Origin of the sequence: Ruegeria sp. HKCCD7303 (assembly GCF_013111185.1) — a bacterium.
GTDB lineage: Bacteria > Pseudomonadota > Alphaproteobacteria > Rhodobacterales > Rhodobacteraceae > Ruegeria.
Map to the genome: position 1 here is coordinate 23,312 of NZ_WVRE01000014.1, position 17,495 is coordinate 40,806.

Sequence of the window (17,495 nt, forward strand, 5' to 3'; positions counted from 1 at the left end):
TTGCCCTCTTTTTTGGTTTCTGCCTTTGGCTGGCGGGAAATACCGCTACAGGTTGACGAGTTTGTGCTGACCGTCAGACCCCAGAAAGCTTGTTTGGCCGGACCCAAACGCCGCCTGAAAGGCTTTGTCCGTCTTGGCCCATTCCAGCAGCGCCTTGGCCTCTTTCAGCGCGTCAGGTCCTGTTGGCGCAGCAGAGATGGCCGCCAGGATTTGTCGCAGTTTTGAGTTTTTGTCCGCGACGCTTGCCCCGACCTCAAGCACAAGGCCAACAACCGGTGGCGGGGTATACACATAGTCCGCATCGGATTGCGCCGCGATACGGGCCTGCAGGGCCGGAACGATGTCGACTGTGTCATGGACATAGGTCCAACTGGTGGACAGCCCCTCGATCATGGGATTGTCGGTCCCGGCCAGCATTGTGATCGGTGTGGTTTTGTAGATCACGATCGGTTTGCCGGCCGCATAGGCAATAGAGGATTCAACCAGACTGCCCCCGTCAGGCACACGCCCATCCATGTTGAAAACCAAACATGTACACCGACCGATCAACTGATAGATATCCAGCGAATAAGTGACTTTGCGCACGATCGAGAGCGCGATTTGCCCTTCTTGCGATGAAATCTGGGGATCAAGAAGCAAAGCCATCAGCTTGCCAACTTCAAGCCCGTCCCTCTGCGGCAGATAGGTTGTGAACCCACCGGCCTCAAGCACGGCGGCAATGTTCTGCTGCTCCCAAAGATCCCCGACGCTGAACATCGGCCCCGAGCAATAAACGATCTGTTCTGACATTTGAAAAAGCTCCACAAATAAACTTCAGGTATTAACGGCAGTAAGAACGCGGGATGCCCTTTGCGCATCCGGAGTGTCTGTGCCGGGCTCGAGTGCCTTGAGAACAGTCGCCAACCGATTTCGGGTGGTCCGATCCTCGGTTCCGAGTACGTCATCCAGCGTCAGCAAAGCCCGCAACTCCAACGAGCGGGCATTGTTGCCGCGTGCCAGGTCCACAGCTTCGGACAGGCTTTCGACCGCTGCGGTGCGGTCACCCATCGTTGCCTGCACCACACCCAACAGACGTTTCAGTTCAGCGTCCCAGAAATGCTGACCCAACATCGCCGACATCTGGCTGCCTGTTTGCAACACGCCCAGCGCTATTTCGGGGTTGCCCTGATCCGTATGCGCGCTGGCCATAATGGCAAAGCCCAGACCCACAGCAGACTGACTGCCGCTGCCGGACAGGATGCCAAGCCCCGCTTCGATGTCTTGCAGGCGTTGTGCAGGCGGATCAACCTTTTGACCCGCGCGCAGTAGCAGGCATAACCCTTGCCAAAACGGTATCCCAAGATTGGCGCAGAACATAACTGTTTCGTCCGCGACCTCATAAGCCAACGCCTCATCCCCTCGGTAATGATGAATGAGCGCCAGATAAGAGCGTGCGGCGGCAAGGCTGAGGGCGGATTCAAGCCCTTCGGCAAGGGCAACCCCCTGACATGCCCGTCTGAGACCGGTTTGCGCCGCCCCTAACCACCAATGCGAGGCCGCAGCAGCCCCATAGGCCACAACACCCTGATCGGTACCGACACCGTAGGTCACATTTGCAAAATCTTCGGGTTGATATAGCGAGACCGCCGTTTCCGCATGGTCCAGCGCGTCTTGTACATCACCGATCTGAAACTTCGCATTTGCGAGTGAAGAATGGGCCCGAAGCAACCCAATGCGATGATTGGCAGGTTCTGACCACGACAATATCTGAAGCGCAAAGTCACAGGCTTTGCCGCAGTCGCCCTTCCCAATCCAATAGGCGGCCAACCCATTCAGTGCCGAGGACCGCTCATCATAGTCCTTTAGCGTTTCTGCTATGCTCAGCGCACGTTCCCATACCGGAACGATTTCATCTGATCCAAACCCGCGCACTCCCATCAAAGCGTTACCCAGCAATATCTGTAGCGACAGCTCAGAAACGTGGCGCTCGGGCGATTCCGGTGCGCCTTCCAACGCTTCTAGCGCGCGCCTGTACAGCGTTGCGGCGTCCTCGACCGCAGCCTGTTTTGCTGCGCTTCGACCTGCTTTTTTGAACCACTCCGCAGCTGGGTTGAACTGCTCGGACTCAAGCAAATGGTAGGCCACCACAGACGGAGCCATGCCTCCTTGCCGGCTGAACTGGGTCGTCAACTGATCTGCCGTTACTGCATGAAGCGCCTTGCGACGCTGACGCAGCAAAGTGCCATAAGCTCCATCGCGGGTCAGGGCGTGGCGGAAGAAATAGCTGTCTGGTTGACCTTCATGCCGCCGGATAAGATCAGCCTCCAGTAGCTGGTCAAGCGCCGCATCCAATCCATCGGCGTCGAGTTCAGAGACCGCTGCCAGAAGCGTCCGATCAAACACCTGCCCCAGAACAGAAGCCACCTGAGCGGTACCTTTCGCGTTGCCCGACAGACGGTCAAGCTGTTGCATGACCAGACCATCAAGTGATGTTGGTATGAGGGAATGACGCCCGGCCTCATCACGCAGCGCTTGTCGCGTCAGTTCTTCCAGAAACAACGGCACACCCTGCGCCCGATCAATCAGTTGCTGTATGTCTTCGGCGCTGAGGCGCTGAGCGTCATCGATCACGCGAATGAGCTCATGCGCCTCAGTGTCTTCCAGCGTCGCCAGTTCGATAACGCGGCCAAGCAGTTTCTTTGCCACCCCGTCTTTGGCATGTCGCGAAGTGACGACGCACAGGACCTTCGCAGGCGTATCCCTCTCCAACATCAAGTTCAGCAAGTCTATCGTCGTCGCATCGCTCCAATGCAGATCTTCGCAAACCAAAACAACAGGGCGCTGATTGGAGAGAAACTCGATCCAGCGCACCAAGGTTTCCAACGTCAGCTTGCGCAGACTTTCCGGGCTCTCGTTCGCCAGCCCTGAGGATTCCGGCACATGGATACCCAGAAGGTTGGCAATGACGGGAAACGCATTGTCCGGCCTATCTTCCCAAGCTGCCAAACCGTCCTGCAACCGGGACGCGGCGTCCTCAGTTTCCTGTGAATCTGCAATCCCCAGACTTTTCAACGCCAATTCGATGAACGGATGCAGGGCCGCGCCGGTCTGCAATACATCACACCTGGCCTCAAGCCAGGTATGCGGCGTTTCATTAAGACCGGCCTGAAACCTGTCGATCAACGAACTTTTTCCCAATCCGGGCTCAGCAACGATGCTCACACTGGACCTAGAGCCATTAAGAACCGCCCCAAATTCTGAGGTCAGCGCAGACAGCTCCTCGCTTCGACCCACTAGAGCATTCATTTGCCGCACCGCAGATCGCTTTGCCGCCGCGGATCGGCGCAATTGATGAAGAACTACTTTGTCTGCAATCCCCTTCAGCTGAACCGGTGGCTGGGGTCTTGAAGCGAACTTTCCTTTCAGCAATTGCAGTGCGGATTCACTGGTGAAGATCGTGCCCGGCGATGCTGCTGATTGAATACGCGCAGCAACATTCACGGTCTCACCCAATAGAATGTCACCCAGACCTTCGCTACTTTGGCCGACGACCACTGGCCCGGCATGGATACCGACACGCGCTTGCAGCGGCGCCTTAAGCCGGGACTGACCGACTTGGCCCAACCCCTGCAGCATCTCAAAAGCCGCGCGCACGGCCCGTTCTGCGTCATTTTCCTGCGCTTGTGGGTACCCGAAATAAACAAGAAGCCCATCACCCAGATAATGCGCGATTTTTCCACCGAATTTTTCGAATGCCGCACTTCCGAACTTTTGAAACGCCAACATAAGATCGGCGAAATCTTCGGAATCCATCTTGGTGCTTAGCTCGGTAGAGCCCACAACATCGACAAAAGCAAGAACAAGCCGCCGCCTCTCACCGCTGAGTCCAGAGTCTTTATGAGTACCAGCGGAGGTCTTTGCCATAAGGTCACCTGCGCGCAAAAATGAAAAAACAGTCTAGTTAAAAGCAAGCTATTGTTCAAACAAACACGCAAAGGTGTCACTAGGTCAAGTTTTGTGATACCTCTCAGAAATAGTCAGCCCTCGTGTTCAAGACGAGCACGAGGCAACAAAACGTTATTAAAACATATATATTGGGTGGATTATGGGCGACATCAGATATGTCTGTCTTTCGGATATGCATTTCGGGGCGGATAACAGTATTTTAACCCGTCTGGACGCAACCAACGGGCAAGTAGACCCGATGCACCCAAGCGATGTTCTGATCCACCTGGCGAACTGCCTGAGGCACCTGATCAACGAAAACTCACGCGACCGACTGCCAACGCTTATTCTGAATGGCGACATTCTTGATCTGGCCTTCAGCACCGAAAATGTCGCTGCAATGGCGTTTCGGCACTTTCTTGAACTGACCATGCCGGAAGACCCGGCCGCCCGGCTTTTCGACCCCGAGATTGTGTTCATTCCCGGCAATCACGACCATCACCTGTGGGAAACCTGTCGAGAACGCCAATATGCAGAGTCTTTGAGTTCCGCCGATTGGAGCAATCCCCTGCCCCGCCCACCGCACATCACTCCGATGCGCGACCCGCAAGGGGTGCCAAGCTATTTCGTGAATGCAATCACACACAGCCTTCCCTGGCTTTCAGAAACCCGGATCAAAACCGTTTATCCAAACTTCGCCATCACGTCCGGGAACAGGCTGATCGTGGTCAGCCATGGGCACTTCATCGAAGACGCCTATCTGATGGTCAGTGAGTTCGCAGATCTTCTGTACCCAAAGACTACTCCGCCCGAGACGATGGAGGCATGGGAGGCGCAGAACTTTGCCTGGATCGATTTCGTCTGGTCGGTTCTGGGCCGATCTGGGCACATCGGGGTCGACGAAGAAAACGTCTATAATACTGAAAACAGCCCCAAAGCGATTGGATCACTGCTGGGCAGTGCTGCCCGAAATCTAGTTCTGAAAAAGGGCGGCGCGACCGGGAAGACACTTGCCAATGGCGTCGGCGAAATGGTCAGCGCGCTGGTCACCGACAATTTTGAACGTGGGCAGACCGATACCCTACTCAGCGACGACGGAGCAGGCGTCAAACGGTTCATGCAGATCCCTGTTCAAGAGCAAATAAAATCAGAGTTCGGCCCGAGCGTTCCTTCACAAGTTTCTCTTGTATTTGGCCACACGCACAAACCTTTTGAATCGGTCATGCCGTTGGAACATTTTTTTGTGCCAAATTTCGCCGCCTACAACAGCGGCGGCTGGGTTGTCGACAGCCCCGAAGTCAAACCGCTTATCGGAGGCGCAATCGTATTGATTGACGAGGACGCCAATCTCGCCTCGTTGCGCATGTATAACGAGGGCCACGACACATCGGACTATCGCGTCTCGGTCCAAATCGCCGAGAACCAGGACGAAGCGGATAACCCGCTATTTGCGCAACTGTCCAAATCCGTTGACTCCCAGAAATGGCCCTGGTCGGATTTCTCCAAGGCCGCAGCCGTAGCTGTAAAACAGCACAACGCGCGCTTAGCCGATTTCCTTAAAGGCAAAGACAGTACAGGACAGGGTTAATGGGCCTAAGATCAATTGAGCATCACGAAGCCGTGCAGCCCAAGGTCGAAATGACCATCTAGAAAGCACTTAAAAGTTCAGCCAAAAAAGGTACCGGGGCGGAAACGAACCACCGCCACGAGGATTTTCGATCAAGTTTCATACTTGATTTTAAGAAGTTACAAAAAACTGCGTCACGTTGTGTAGAGCTTATGGAAACTGGGTTTCAAGAGAAAGCGGTGCGCCGATCACACTTCTGCGGTGCAGCTCCAGGGCATGAGGCGGCTGATATTGACCCGTTTCAAGTCGGACAGTGATTGGTTGAGCTAGGAGTGCGGATTCTCGATAAGTGGCAGATAATTTGGTAACGAGCCCCGGTTGGCTTCGCGTGGGCTGGGTTGGCGCTTGATCAGGCAGACGTTTGCTTTGTCCTCGACATGGATCGCGATCTACGCCGTCTCGATACCTTCCGGCGCCAGTCCACACTTATTGAGGCAAATCTTTTCAGACCTGCACCCGAACTGCTTGTAGTCTGCGACCCGCTTCTCTGGCTGAACGATGCGCGCCGCTGTCCGGATGATGATGATCCCATCATCCTACTGGTCAGTCCGAGACCGAGCCAGCAGAACAACAGAAATAGCCTCGCCCGCTCAAGAATTGATCCTGACGAAGCAAGCACTATTTGCGGCGGGAGCCTGCAAAGGGATGCTCGTCCGCCGCAGAATGTTGCCGACTTATTTTGTGTTCACGATTGGTGGATTTTTGCAGCGTCCTAAACAGTAATGAACGCCAGCAGCGGCTCCGGGTTGTAGTGTCGGTGGTGGGGTTGTGGGAAACAGCATGTCAACACACGCGTCAGGGTCCACCTTAAAGTACGCAGCGATGCGCGGTGGCATTCCCGCAGTAGCGCTGGTGTACATCTTCCATGCTGGGTTGCTATTTTTGCTTTTAGCATTCGCCTCCCAGTAGTTTACAACGCGAATGTTTCGCCCATTTGCATACAACTTATAATTCAAGTTTTGATTGTCCGGCGAAGCTTTGATTTTCAAACCCGTTGCATTAGCCGCGGCCGGAAAAATGTTGTTGGGATCGTTGTTGTTTCTTTTTTCGACGCGAGCGCTTGATGCTTCAACGTGGAAATACTGATAACGGAACTTATTGTTTTTGTTCTTAGCTTTGGGGATTTCGGTTACCATTAGAACGCAAAGTCGTAAGTTGCCATTCTCGTAATGGTAGCCCTGCAAAGCCGGGTCATGAGCGCATTTTTCTAGGATTTGGCCTTTAACAAAGACCTCCGTTTTCCCGTTTGCTTTCCTGCCCGCTTCTGCAACTCGAACCAAAGATTGACCTGTAATTCCCGACAAACTTCCAAACTTCTTGGTGTCATTCTTTAGTCTTTGAATACAAGCGTTCAATGAACCATTTCTTTCGCACTGATCCGGCGCAAGTACATGCAATACATTTACGAACTCTTGCTCATCCAGATCTGCTATTTTTTTTGGAGGATCGTTACGGTTACCGTTAGATCCTCCAGCTACAAATTTTAGATCTGGGATGCTTTGTACATTAAAGATTTCTCCTGTTTCCGAGTTAATTGGCCCTTGTGTACAGCCAGTCAGAACAAAACCCATGGATGTCGCCAATACTGTCCCCAACAAGTACTTTCGCATAATCGCCTCCAGACAAAACAGTAAGTTATATACATACCACAAAGTGCTTCAAAAACTCAGTGATTTTGCAAAAATGAATCTTGGTACTATCATAAGCCGTAATTTGGGTCAGCTATTCGATCCTGGCGAACCGAATTGAATTTCGACTTCTCTAACGATTTTGTCCGTCAGAAGATCGTGAAATCTTATCGGGGAATCCTCTAAGAGTTTCTTTGCTTTAGCGATCTGACTGGCAGCCTCTTCTACTTCGCCTTTGCAAAGGCATGCTGAGGCAAGCAATGTGTGAGAAAATGCTACGATCTGACCCGACCCGGTAGCTTTGTATCTCTCTAGACCCGACCGTATCCTTTCGATGCCGCCATCTGCGCTTCCGCATTTTGCTTCTGCCCAACCAAGAATGATGCTTGACCACGCTTCCCAATACTGGAACTCGATCTTTTCGCTCGTTCGATGTGCTTCGGAGGCAAATTCACGGGATCGCTCGGGGTCGTTTACAGTACAATAGATCGTTGCGATGATGCTAAGTGCATAACATCTGGTAAACTCGCTTGTTTGCGCGTTAGTGAGTGCAATCGCGGCCTCAAGCTCATCTTGAATTGCTTCGAGCTTCAATTCCTTCAGCGCGATGGCCCAACACCGCATCACGGTGTCAACGACGGCTGAGTTTGCCGGATAGTAACGGTGCAGATCCTCGGGGTCTGATTGTTTGTGAAATTTCAAGGCGAGATCAAAATGAGAAATCGCTCGGTCAAATTCACCCAACAGAACAAGCGCCATCCCCTTATAATGGTGACAAAGGGTATGCATAGCCGATGACGTTTCGGTTTCTATGACAAGCGCCATGCGTTCACAATGCTCGAACGCGACGTCTGGCCGTCCGGCAATGAGATTGTCCCCTGCGAGTTGATTGAGGTTAGTGAAAACGGCCTCTTTATCTCCGACCTTCTCTTTGAGTTGGATCAAACGGTCGAGGTTCACGCCAATATCAGGAGATCCCCAACCACGCATTTCGAGCGCCAAATATAGGTTCTGTCGCAGTTCGATTTCAATCTCATCCGACCCAGCATCCCAGTCCAGACTATTATGCGCTTCAAGAGCAGCTGAAAGGTGCGCGACTGCTTCTTGGCTAGCGAATTTCTGCAAACTTACTTGAGCTGCCAGCTTCCACTGATCCCGAGCTGCCGCATGGTTTTCGGCTTCTTTAAAATGAAGGGCAAGGATCTCCGGGTTGCGATCGCAGTAATTGGGGAAATCCCGCGTCATTACGTTTGCAATACGATGGTGTAGTTGCTTGGCCTTCTGAGGTAGTATGGCATCGTAAGCAGTGTCGCGTATTAGCGCGTGTCGAAACGAGAAACTATCTTCTCCCCTGCCTGATTTCATGACCAGTATCTGCGCACGAACAAGCGTGTTAAGTTCTTGTTCTATTTCAGAAACATCTCGACCAGCCATTGCCGCCACTAGTTGCAACGAGAAACTTCGCCCCAATGCAGCGCAAACTGAAATTGTGTCAGGTGCCACCTTGAGGTGATCAAGCCGGGCACGAAACAAATCTTTCAAAGTCGTTGGAAATTCTGAATCGTCGTTTAGCGGAGCGTCTTTTACACCGTCCAAACCAACACGCTGAAACATGTTAACCAGTTCTTCGATGAACAGGGGAACACCTTCTGATCGCTTTGCGATGGTCGCTTCAACGGTACGACGTATATCGCTTGAATTTAGTAGCACCTCCACAAGATGGCGCGTCTCATTGTTACTCAATCGTGACAATGAAAGAGTAGTGACCTTGGAATTGCCATGCCAACGCGGAACATACTCAGGTCGATAAGTGCCGAGTACCATCACGCGTAATTCGTCCAATCGGTCGATCAAATTGCTCAGCAGTTCTTCTGATGATGGGTCCACCCAATGCAGATCCTCAAAAAGGATAAGGACAGGGCTTTGCTCGGCCATCTTCTCAACATATCGCAGCAAAGCGTTCGTTATTCTAGATTTGGTTCCTTCGGGCGACGAAAAATCAATTTTTCCAACGCCTTCGATCGACAGAAGCTCTGAAAGCGGTGCAAGAAACTCCTTCGTGTATTGCTCGCCTGAAGCCACAAATGATTGTAGTTTCCTCAGTTTCGTTTCCTGAGTGTCCCCATCTTCAAGGCCGATAACATAATCAAGGTGTGACTTGACCGGATAAAACGGGCTGTTTTGATGGTAAGGCGAACATTGAAACACTAGGCGTCGCCCATTCGCTAAAGCCAAGTGTTTAAGAGTTTCTTCCGCAAGTCGTGATTTTCCTATTCCGGCTTCTCCGGAAAGAAAGACCGCCTGTCCTTCGCGCTGGCAGGACATCACCCAACGACCGCGTATTAGGTCTAGTTCCGACTTGCGCCCAATCAGAGGGGTCAGATCGCCACGTTTGCGCTTGTCAAAGCGGAGTTCGGTGTTTTTGGCTCCTTCAACCAGCCAAACTTTAACGGGATCAACGAATCCCTTCAATTGGTGATTACCAATCGCCTTGCATTTGAAATTGCTTCCCAACAGTTGCTGCGTGCGTTCAGAAATCGCTATTTGTCCAGGTGTCGCAACTGTCTGAAGTCGAGCAGCCAAGTTGGGAATATCTCCTAACGCGATGTTGTCCATGGATTGACTGGTATGATCCAGGTCTGCGACAACTACGTCACCCGTAGCGATACCGATACGTGCCGATAACTTCTGCGGTACCTTCATATCCCAAAGTCGAATTTTCTCCATTATCTGCAAGGCACTTAACGCGGCTCGCTCAGCATCATCTTCCTTTGCGTTTGGAAAACCAAAATATGAAACTATCCCGTCACCAACAAGTTGGGCAAAAAACCCAAAGTTGTCATGAATGGCTTCGGTGCTACACTGCTGGAACTCCTTTAAAATATCTCGGTAAGCCTCAACACCAAGCTCATGCACTAGACCGGTCGAATTCACTAGGTCGACAAACATTATTGTCATCTGACGCAGTTCACCAATCAGCCTTTCAGAGGTGGTCGATCCCTCGTGGATGCTTTTGACAGCTGGTTCTTGGGCATGAATTGACGCAACGGTCGAGTTTTCCCCCAACAATTGTGCGGCTCGTATTAGGCGTTTTCTGTCGCCTAAGGGGATATTGAGACGGGCTAGGTCTTCGTCAGTCAATAAGGCAACAACATCGAGGTCAACAGAGTTTTCCTCAAAAGTTGCGAGGTATCTTTCCATTTTTACGGAGGCCAACCAGGCTTTTAGATCACTCACAGCCTATCCCCCAACCAACAGCACATCGAAAAGAAGGTATTGAATGTGTAGATATTAACGCGTCGCAAAATTCTGCATCAAGCCGACGGACTTGTCAAAACGATCAATATTAACTCTTTGAGGATTGACCTTCCATTTGATCGTCAAACGGCCGAATGGAAACGAACTGAGCTACGAGGTATTTGTTCACTTCGGCAATAGCATTTAGAGACCAGATGTTGTTTTACACGACCCCTTGAGCAACCCGGTCTGACTGCTCCAATTTGATTATTCTTATATGATTGGCCTCAGCTCCACCCAGATGAAGGTTTCGGGCGCTGGCGGGCGATAGCCCAGTGTACTTCGCGGTCTCATCGTATTGTAGTGTTTCCTCCGCTGTTCGATCAGAATTTGAGCCTCGCGCAAGCTGTAGACTTCTCACCGTTGAGAAGTTCGTCCCTCATTCTACCGTTGAAGTTTTCGCAATATCCGCTTTTCCAGTGTTAACTTGGCGCGATTTAGGCGATCTTCGCGGTATCAGAGGCGATAGGGTTCCGAACGGCTTGTACAAAGAATTCAGACCCTTTATCCGACCGGGTAAAGGCAGGGGTACCACGCAAGATGAATAGATCGGTAAGCCGACGTTGAGCGAGACGTTTAGATGTTGCGGCCACAACCCGATTTGCCGACATTCACCTCCAGAGAAAAATCTGGCGCGCGTGAATTCTCTAATCAAGAGACACAGCCGCTATCTGAGCAAAATGGTCGAATGACTATATCAAGCTCAGTGCATCAAGATCAAACGGCTCCGTTAGGTCGTTTTATTGGGGCGCTCAAGGCACAAAAAGCTAAGCTTAGACGAACAGAATAGACCCAGACCAGACTGTAGTAATGGATTAGCCCGATCTGGTAGCGTGGCAAGCTGTGCCAATTTGAGTTAAACCTTCTGAACTTCCAGATATAGCATTGCGTGATCCGAGAATTTCTTCACCCAAGCCTTCCTCTGCGCCTTGTTAGATTTGTCATTCCAGCCGCTTACCTTTACATCTGCGCCGCCGAATGATTTGAATTTTAGATGATCCATCGCCACGACATGGTCCAGATCACTTGGACCATAACGCTCGCTCCAATAGGTTGCGCCTTCGCTTTTTGTCAGCAATTGCATGCTCCTGCGCTTGGCAGCGGCGGCAAGCTCCTTTATCTCCCTCTCTCCGCTGATGTCCTTGTCTGAACCAAAATACTCCATGCCCATTGTATTCAGATCCCCCAAAAAAATGTAGTTCGGGGTCTTTCCACCCGCCGCCTTCTTCAGGACGTTTCGGAAATCAAATGCCTTGTCGATCATGTAATTCCGAATGCCAAACCCACGCGGATCGGGCATTGACTTCACATGGAGGAAGAGAATTGGATAGGCCTCGCCATCTATCGTCGGTGTAACCAGCAATCCGGGGCGTAGGCTTGTTTGTCCGGCCTGAAACTCGTTCTTCTGTGTAACGAACGCAGGAAGAGTTTTCCGGATTCCGACCAAAATCTCCTGCATCTGCTCACCTTCGGTTATGAAGAAGAAATGGTTGGGCATCGAGTTCATCAAGTATTGGGCCACGATGCTGCTGCGCACCTCGATGATCGCCACAATGTCTGGATTGACTGCCGCAATCTCATCAATGATTGGTTGAATTGGTTTCTTTGGTGTTTTCTTCTTTTTGTCGGTTGCCCCGAAATGCTCGACGTTCCAGGTCAAAACAGAAAAAGCCTTTGCCATGAAAGTGCTCCTTATACCAATGGTGAAACTATAATACCAATAGTGAAACCATAGCCTGGACGAGGTAGCAAAGATAGAGAGACCCCAACACAGAGCACGCACTGTATTGCATTGGCAATTTAATTCATTCGGCTATTCTCGCCTCCAAGAGCCAACGGCCCGTAAGGGCCGTTGCACGGTTGGTATTGACGCTAAGGCGCGACCCATCAAAAGCCGCAGTTCGCTGAAATCGCTCGATACTGGCTGTGAAGAAGGGCCGCCGTGCGGACAAAGCCGCCTAGTGCGAATTGACAACCTTTCGTAGTTTGCCTGAATAAAGTCTGAGTGTCCGTCATCAAGTATTTTGGGACAGATTGTGTTCTGATCTAAGAGAGAGTGTTTCGCATTTGTTGATGTTATGCTGTCGAAGGCGTTTGTATTGGCGAACAGAATAGACGCCGCGAAACAGTGTGAACGCTCTACTGGAACTTCGAATTGCGCAAGGAGGCCAAAAGATACGGTGCGGCTCCAATTTTTAGATGCATCCCAAAGCAGTTCGGGTTGCATCGCTCCATTGCCGCCAAACTATCTACACATAAATGGTGGTCATTAGGGTGGATGAATGAAGTAAATAGTGGTTTTTTTTGAATTAAAGTTAATGAGTTAAAGCATTGAGATGGTGCCGGGGGCGGAATCGAACCACCGACACGAGGATTTTCAATCCGGCGCTAATTCTAGCAAATCAAACACTTACAAAACCGGGGTGCGTCAAACCCCCGACGAAACATCAAAGACTTACCGCGAAAGTGTCAAACCGGTTGAAGCCGAACTGACAAACGAAAACCCCGGCGCGACGGCAATCGCAACCGGGGTTAAAGACGTTATGGAAGGCGTCTGTTCTTACAGTGAACATATCGCGGCTTTCCCCATATTGGCAATGCATTGGGGGGTGCTGCTGTGAATATTTCGACGCAAATCCCCGACAATATCAAACGTGTTTGCCGCTCGATCGGATACGCCGCTTGGCTGGATGGCACTGACGCATGGTTCGGCCTTACGGTAATCCTGCGAGCACGTCTGGATGCGCGGCAGCGCGTGGCCCTGGCATTCGTGGCTCTCAAGGCTCTGGACCGTGACGACGCGGTAAATGCGGCTGAGGCGGCGCTAGGCACTGGTGCGGGACGGCCCCCTGCCCCGTTCTTTAACTTCATGGATGAGGCAGCGTTCTGGGCGGATTATGCCGACCCGGAAGAACTATACGCTTATTGCCTTGCCAGCTTTAAGCGCATGAAACCCGCGCGGCAGGCAGCATTCCTTGAACATGTGCAAAGGAGGCAAGCGGCGTGATGCGTGATTTTGCTGACATGGCGTTGAAACTGGATGCACACGGCGCCGAGTTCCCCAAAGAACGGTCGGATCGTTTGCCTACAGAGTTCGTCTGGCGCGACCCTTCCACTATTCCGCCCCGTCCTTGGCTCTACGGGCAACACCTGATCCGCAAACAGATATCGGTGACGGTCGCACCCGGCGGCGTCGGGAAATCGTCTTTGACGATCTGCGAAGGGCTGGCAATGGCCTCCGGCCGCGACCTACTGGGTGATTGGACCGCATCAGACCTAAATGTCTGGATATACAACCTGGAAGACACCCGAGACGAGATGAACCGGCGCATCATCGCGGCCATGCAACATCACAACGTCGCCTCCGAGGAAATCTCAGGGCGTCTATTTGTGGACACGGGGCGGGAACGCGAACTCAGTACCGCCATTCAAACTCGTGAAGGCGTCCAGATCGTCAAGCCGGAAATGGAGGCCTTAGCCCAAGAGATCGAAGCGCGCGAAATCGATGTTCTGATTATCGACCCGTTCGTGTCGTCGCATCAGGTGGGCGAGAACGACAACGGCGCAATCGACCTTGTGGCAAAGGAATGGGCGCGGCTGGCAGACCGTTGCAATTGTGCAATCGAACTTGTGCACCACACTCGCAAAACCAACGGTGAAAAAGCAACAACCGAAAGTGGGCGAGGTGCAACCGCGCTTTTGGCAGCGGCGCGTTCCGGTCGGGTACTTAACAAGATGACAGAGAGCATGAAGGCTGAAGCGGGTGTGAAAGAGGACCCGTCTACCTACTTTGCAGTGACCCGCGACAAGGCAAACCTTGCCCCCACTGCTGGTCGTGTCTGGCGGCGCTTAGCTTCAGTCCACTTGTCAAACGGTGACAGCGTAGGCGTAGTCGAAGTCTGGAATTGGCCCGGTACCTTTGATGGAATTTCATTGGCCGACCTTCTTGCTGTGCAGAAAGCTCTGGATGGAAAAGGACTACGGTATTCAGACCAGGCTCGTGAGGACTGGGCAGGCCTGACTATTGCGGAAGTCTTGGCACTTGATGCCTGTTCAGACCGCATACGTATCAAAAAAATGATCGAGGCATGGTTGAAATCTGGTGCCTTGAAGAAGGTCAAATTGTTGGATGCAAAACGTATGGAACGCCCGTGTTTGGAGGTAGGTGAATGGGCAAACACATAAGTGCGACACCCACCCCGAAAGCGGAGGTGTGGCGGGGTGTGGCAAACATGCAGAAAACAGTCGCCACACCACCGCCCCCCCTAAAGGGGGCGGGCGGTGGTGTGGCGTGCCGCACCTCCATTGAGCGAGATACGGTGCAGTACTCAATGAAATTTGTGAGAACCGAACACCAAACACTACGCGCATCATGGGGTTTGCCGAGTATGTTAACAATTGTTGGGGTTTTTGATGGGGCGACCGACAAAGCTAGAAGTTGAGTTACGCTCGCTCTTTCAAAGCGATCCCATTGATTGGCGTGAAATTCGGTCACGTTGGCGACCATGCCCAGCAGAGGCGCACAAGCATCCAGACTATCGTAGGGATTGCTCACAGTGCCACGGCGTAAATTGCAAACGGATGGCTGAGCTAGGCTTGAATGATGCCAGGGAACCCTTGCCTAAGACAGAGCGCCCAACATGCGGCGCTAGGACCCGAACCGGTGGCCAATGCCAAGCCCGGGTAGTACCTGGAAAACGGCGTTGCAGGTTGCATGGCGGCCTCAGCACCGGCCCAAAGGGGAAGCGAAAAGCTAAAGCCAAAGTTGAAACAAAGGATGACTAAAGGGAGGCGGTGCAATACCTCCGTTGCACTGCCGGTGGAGCACGCAATCCGTACCCATCAGATTCCACAACATCGCTCACAATGGCCACAGGGAGAAATTTCCCCCGTATGATCCGATTGGATCATGCTGTGCACAAGATACCCCCAATAGCCGAAATTCAGGGCGAAACTTCCAGAATCCGGCGGTGAACAGCTGCTTCTCCATCAAGTGCAAACGCTGGCGGAACATGAGCCTATGTCGATTTTAGGTGATCGATGTGAGTCATGGCCAACTCCAGAAAATCTGAATGGTCTTGCAACAGTTTAGCACACCAGTTCCCCTATTTCCGCTTAGGGTTCGGAGCGGAACTTAAACTCCCGCAGAAATTGCTTGTCCGGTGACGTGATGGAAATCGCCCCGCGGTTGCGTTCATCCTGCTCGTGAATGCGACAATGTTTCTTCAGGCGAGCATGATCAGCCACCCGCCCCAGACAATCAAAACCACGCCCAATGCACGACTCAGAAACCGCCCGAATGGCAACGTCTTTTCCGCCAACACCACGATTGTAAGTACGGCAACCCACGGCAAGTTCATGACGCCCAATACAAACAACAGCACCATCAGCATCCAGCAACAGCCAAGACAGTAGGCCCCGTGGTGAAGCCCCATCTTCGCGGCACCCAGGGTTCCCTCGTGCCAATGAGCCGTCAGAAAACTCATGGGCGAGCGGCAATGCTCAAGGCAAGCGTTCTTGAGTGGCGTCCATTGGAACAACCCGGCGAATATCAACATCACGCCGCCCACCGTCGGCGCAACCCTCCCCATCATGGAGGACAGCGCGCCACCCGTGTGAAGCCACCAATTCAATACAGTCGCCGCCAGTGAGAACCCCAGCCAAACCAACAGATACCCTGCCACAAAGCTGCCCGTTGGCACGAAGGGTCGCCCTGCCTCCTCCCGTTTCGCGCGCACCCGCTCGTAGATCATTACGGCGGGTGTAACCGAAGGCAGCATCATCGCGAACATCATCACCGCCCACATGATAAGCATGAAGACAAAATCCGCGACTGACCACTGCATCATCATCGGCATAGCCATGTCGCCGATCATCGTCATCGAGGGCGAACCTCGCCCGAGGTAAATTGTGTAGGCCCACGCCAGCGCCGTGAGCGCGACTAGCGCAGCCAGAACCAGCGCCCGATCCCGTTGTGCAACTCCTAAAGCATTCATTATAATGGCCTGACGACCCGGCCCGGCCTCAGCCGGCCCAGGCGACTTGTCCGACCACACCCGACCGACCTGTCCAGCTCATGGGCATATCCGAGTCGTTCCAGGTGGTGCCGTCACTGGGGGCCAGATCACCTTCATGCCCCTCATGCCCGAAGGCGAGGCTGAACGCGGCATTCTGCAGTTTCATCTTGTTGCCGAGATCATTGACCAGACGGCGGGATTTCATCTCGCCCACACCAGCCACACTCGCCGTTAGTTCGCCTTCGGCCTCGGTCACGCTGATCGCGGCGCGTTTGGTCGGAAGCCAAGTCGACAACAGGCTTGCTGGTACTTCCATGCCGCCGCCGGACGCACCCTGTAAGATGGTTTCCAATGCCTCTGCCTGCGCATCGCTGGCGTTTTCATCAATGTACACTCGCCCAGTGCCGTTGGCGTCGAACAGTGTCGGCCCGGGGAAATGAAACGAGACAATCGCGTTTTGACCGGAAAGGTCCACGCCTTCATGAGAGCCCTCGCGAATGCGTACCAACAGTGATGTTGCACAATACCCCTGGTCCATGAGCATAAGGTCGGCTTGTCCGAACCAGCATGGGCAAAGCATGTTGCAACTGCAGGTTTCGACGAGTTCCCCTGAAACATTCCAAGACATGATTTCTCCTCCCATCCCACATTTCCGACGACTGCATTTTAGCAGAAAGACCGCTTTTCACCAATCAACCAGAAGGTTACTCATGTTTCCTCAAAGCTCAGAGCTGCCTATCCCTACAGCTTGCTTGATTACCTGGTTGGCAGCCCATGCCGGTCCTTCGCAACAAAGTCGCCATTCGTCACCAAGCGATCCAAATCGAAGTTCAAGGCCGATATCTCGTTGGGCGTCGAAGCTCCACTGATCTTATCAAGCTGGCTTAATCAATGTTTCCAAGTATGCCCGAGTGTCGGCGTCCCAAGAGCTGGGGTCCTCTCCATGGGCGACCACCGCGTGCAGTTCCATGAGCTTCCAGACTTCGTCCTTGGTCGCTGCAA

General features: G+C 52.6%; 11 protein-coding genes and 1 pseudogene. 4 read left to right on the plus strand and 8 right to left on the minus strand.

The annotated features are described in order from the left end of the window. Positions 1-45: 45 nt before the first annotated feature. Positions 46-789, minus strand: a complete 744-nt coding sequence (locus GS630_RS21600) for a nucleoside 2-deoxyribosyltransferase (protein WP_171238645.1) — start codon at positions 787-789, stop codon at positions 46-48. 24 nt (positions 790-813) lie between these two features. Then, positions 814-3,903 carry an AAA family ATPase gene (locus tag GS630_RS21605; protein ID WP_171621507.1) on the minus strand — a complete coding sequence of 1,030 codons (3,090 nt, stop codon included), beginning with the start codon at positions 3,901-3,903 and terminating at the stop codon, positions 814-816. Between the two features lie 181 nt (positions 3,904-4,084). Between GS630_RS21605 and GS630_RS21610 the strand changes: the two genes are divergently transcribed. Beyond that, positions 4,085-5,512, plus strand: a complete 1,428-nt coding sequence (locus GS630_RS21610; protein ID WP_171621508.1) for a metallophosphoesterase — start codon at positions 4,085-4,087, stop codon at positions 5,510-5,512. 713 nt (positions 5,513-6,225) lie between these two features. On the opposite strand, the gene GS630_RS21615 is transcribed toward GS630_RS21610, so the two are convergent. The 4 genes and pseudogenes from GS630_RS21615 to GS630_RS21630 form a co-directional block, all read right to left on the minus strand. Further along, the gene (locus GS630_RS21615; RefSeq protein WP_171175790.1) at positions 6,226-7,161 is read right to left on the minus strand and encodes a hypothetical protein; all 936 of its coding nucleotides are present in this window, start codon (positions 7,159-7,161) and stop codon (positions 6,226-6,228) included. A gap of 108 nt (positions 7,162-7,269) precedes the next feature. Beyond that, positions 7,270-10,416, minus strand: a complete 3,147-nt coding sequence (locus tag GS630_RS21620) for an adenylate/guanylate cyclase domain-containing protein (protein WP_171621509.1) — start codon at positions 10,414-10,416, stop codon at positions 7,270-7,272. A 273-nt stretch (positions 10,417-10,689) separates the two neighbouring features. Further along, positions 10,690-11,033 (minus strand): annotated as a pseudogene (locus tag GS630_RS22480) (transposase); the annotation flags it as partial. 299 nt (positions 11,034-11,332) lie between these two features. Then, positions 11,333-12,157, minus strand: a complete 825-nt coding sequence (locus GS630_RS21630) for an endonuclease/exonuclease/phosphatase family protein (protein ID WP_171621511.1) — start codon at positions 12,155-12,157, stop codon at positions 11,333-11,335. Positions 12,158-13,093: 936 nt separating this feature from the next. On the opposite strand from GS630_RS21630, the gene GS630_RS21635 reads away from it, so the two are divergent. From GS630_RS21635 to GS630_RS22550, 3 genes are all read left to right on the plus strand, one after another. Further along, complete coding sequence (locus GS630_RS21635; RefSeq protein WP_170560072.1) at positions 13,094-13,483, plus strand: hypothetical protein; 390 nt, start codon at positions 13,094-13,096, stop codon at positions 13,481-13,483. Then, complete coding sequence (locus GS630_RS21640; protein ID WP_171621512.1) at positions 13,483-14,661, plus strand: AAA family ATPase; 1,179 nt, start codon at positions 13,483-13,485, stop codon at positions 14,659-14,661. Before GS630_RS21635 ends, GS630_RS21640 begins: the two co-directional genes overlap by 1 nt. A gap of 396 nt (positions 14,662-15,057) precedes the next feature. Then, positions 15,058-15,261 carry an HGGxSTG domain-containing protein gene (locus GS630_RS22550; protein WP_305848827.1) on the plus strand — a complete coding sequence of 68 codons (204 nt, stop codon included), beginning with the start codon at positions 15,058-15,060 and terminating at the stop codon, positions 15,259-15,261. 440 nt (positions 15,262-15,701) lie between these two features. Here GS630_RS22550 and GS630_RS21645 read toward each other — a convergent pair whose 3' ends face one another. Beyond that, the gene (locus tag GS630_RS21645; RefSeq protein WP_171621513.1) at positions 15,702-16,472 is read right to left on the minus strand and encodes a DUF2182 domain-containing protein; all 771 of its coding nucleotides are present in this window, start codon (positions 16,470-16,472) and stop codon (positions 15,702-15,704) included. 28 nt (positions 16,473-16,500) lie between these two features. Next, entirely contained in the window at positions 16,501-17,121 is a 621-nt protein-coding gene (locus GS630_RS21650) for a DUF1326 domain-containing protein (protein WP_170560160.1), read from the minus strand. Between the last annotated feature and the right edge of the window lie 374 nt (positions 17,122-17,495).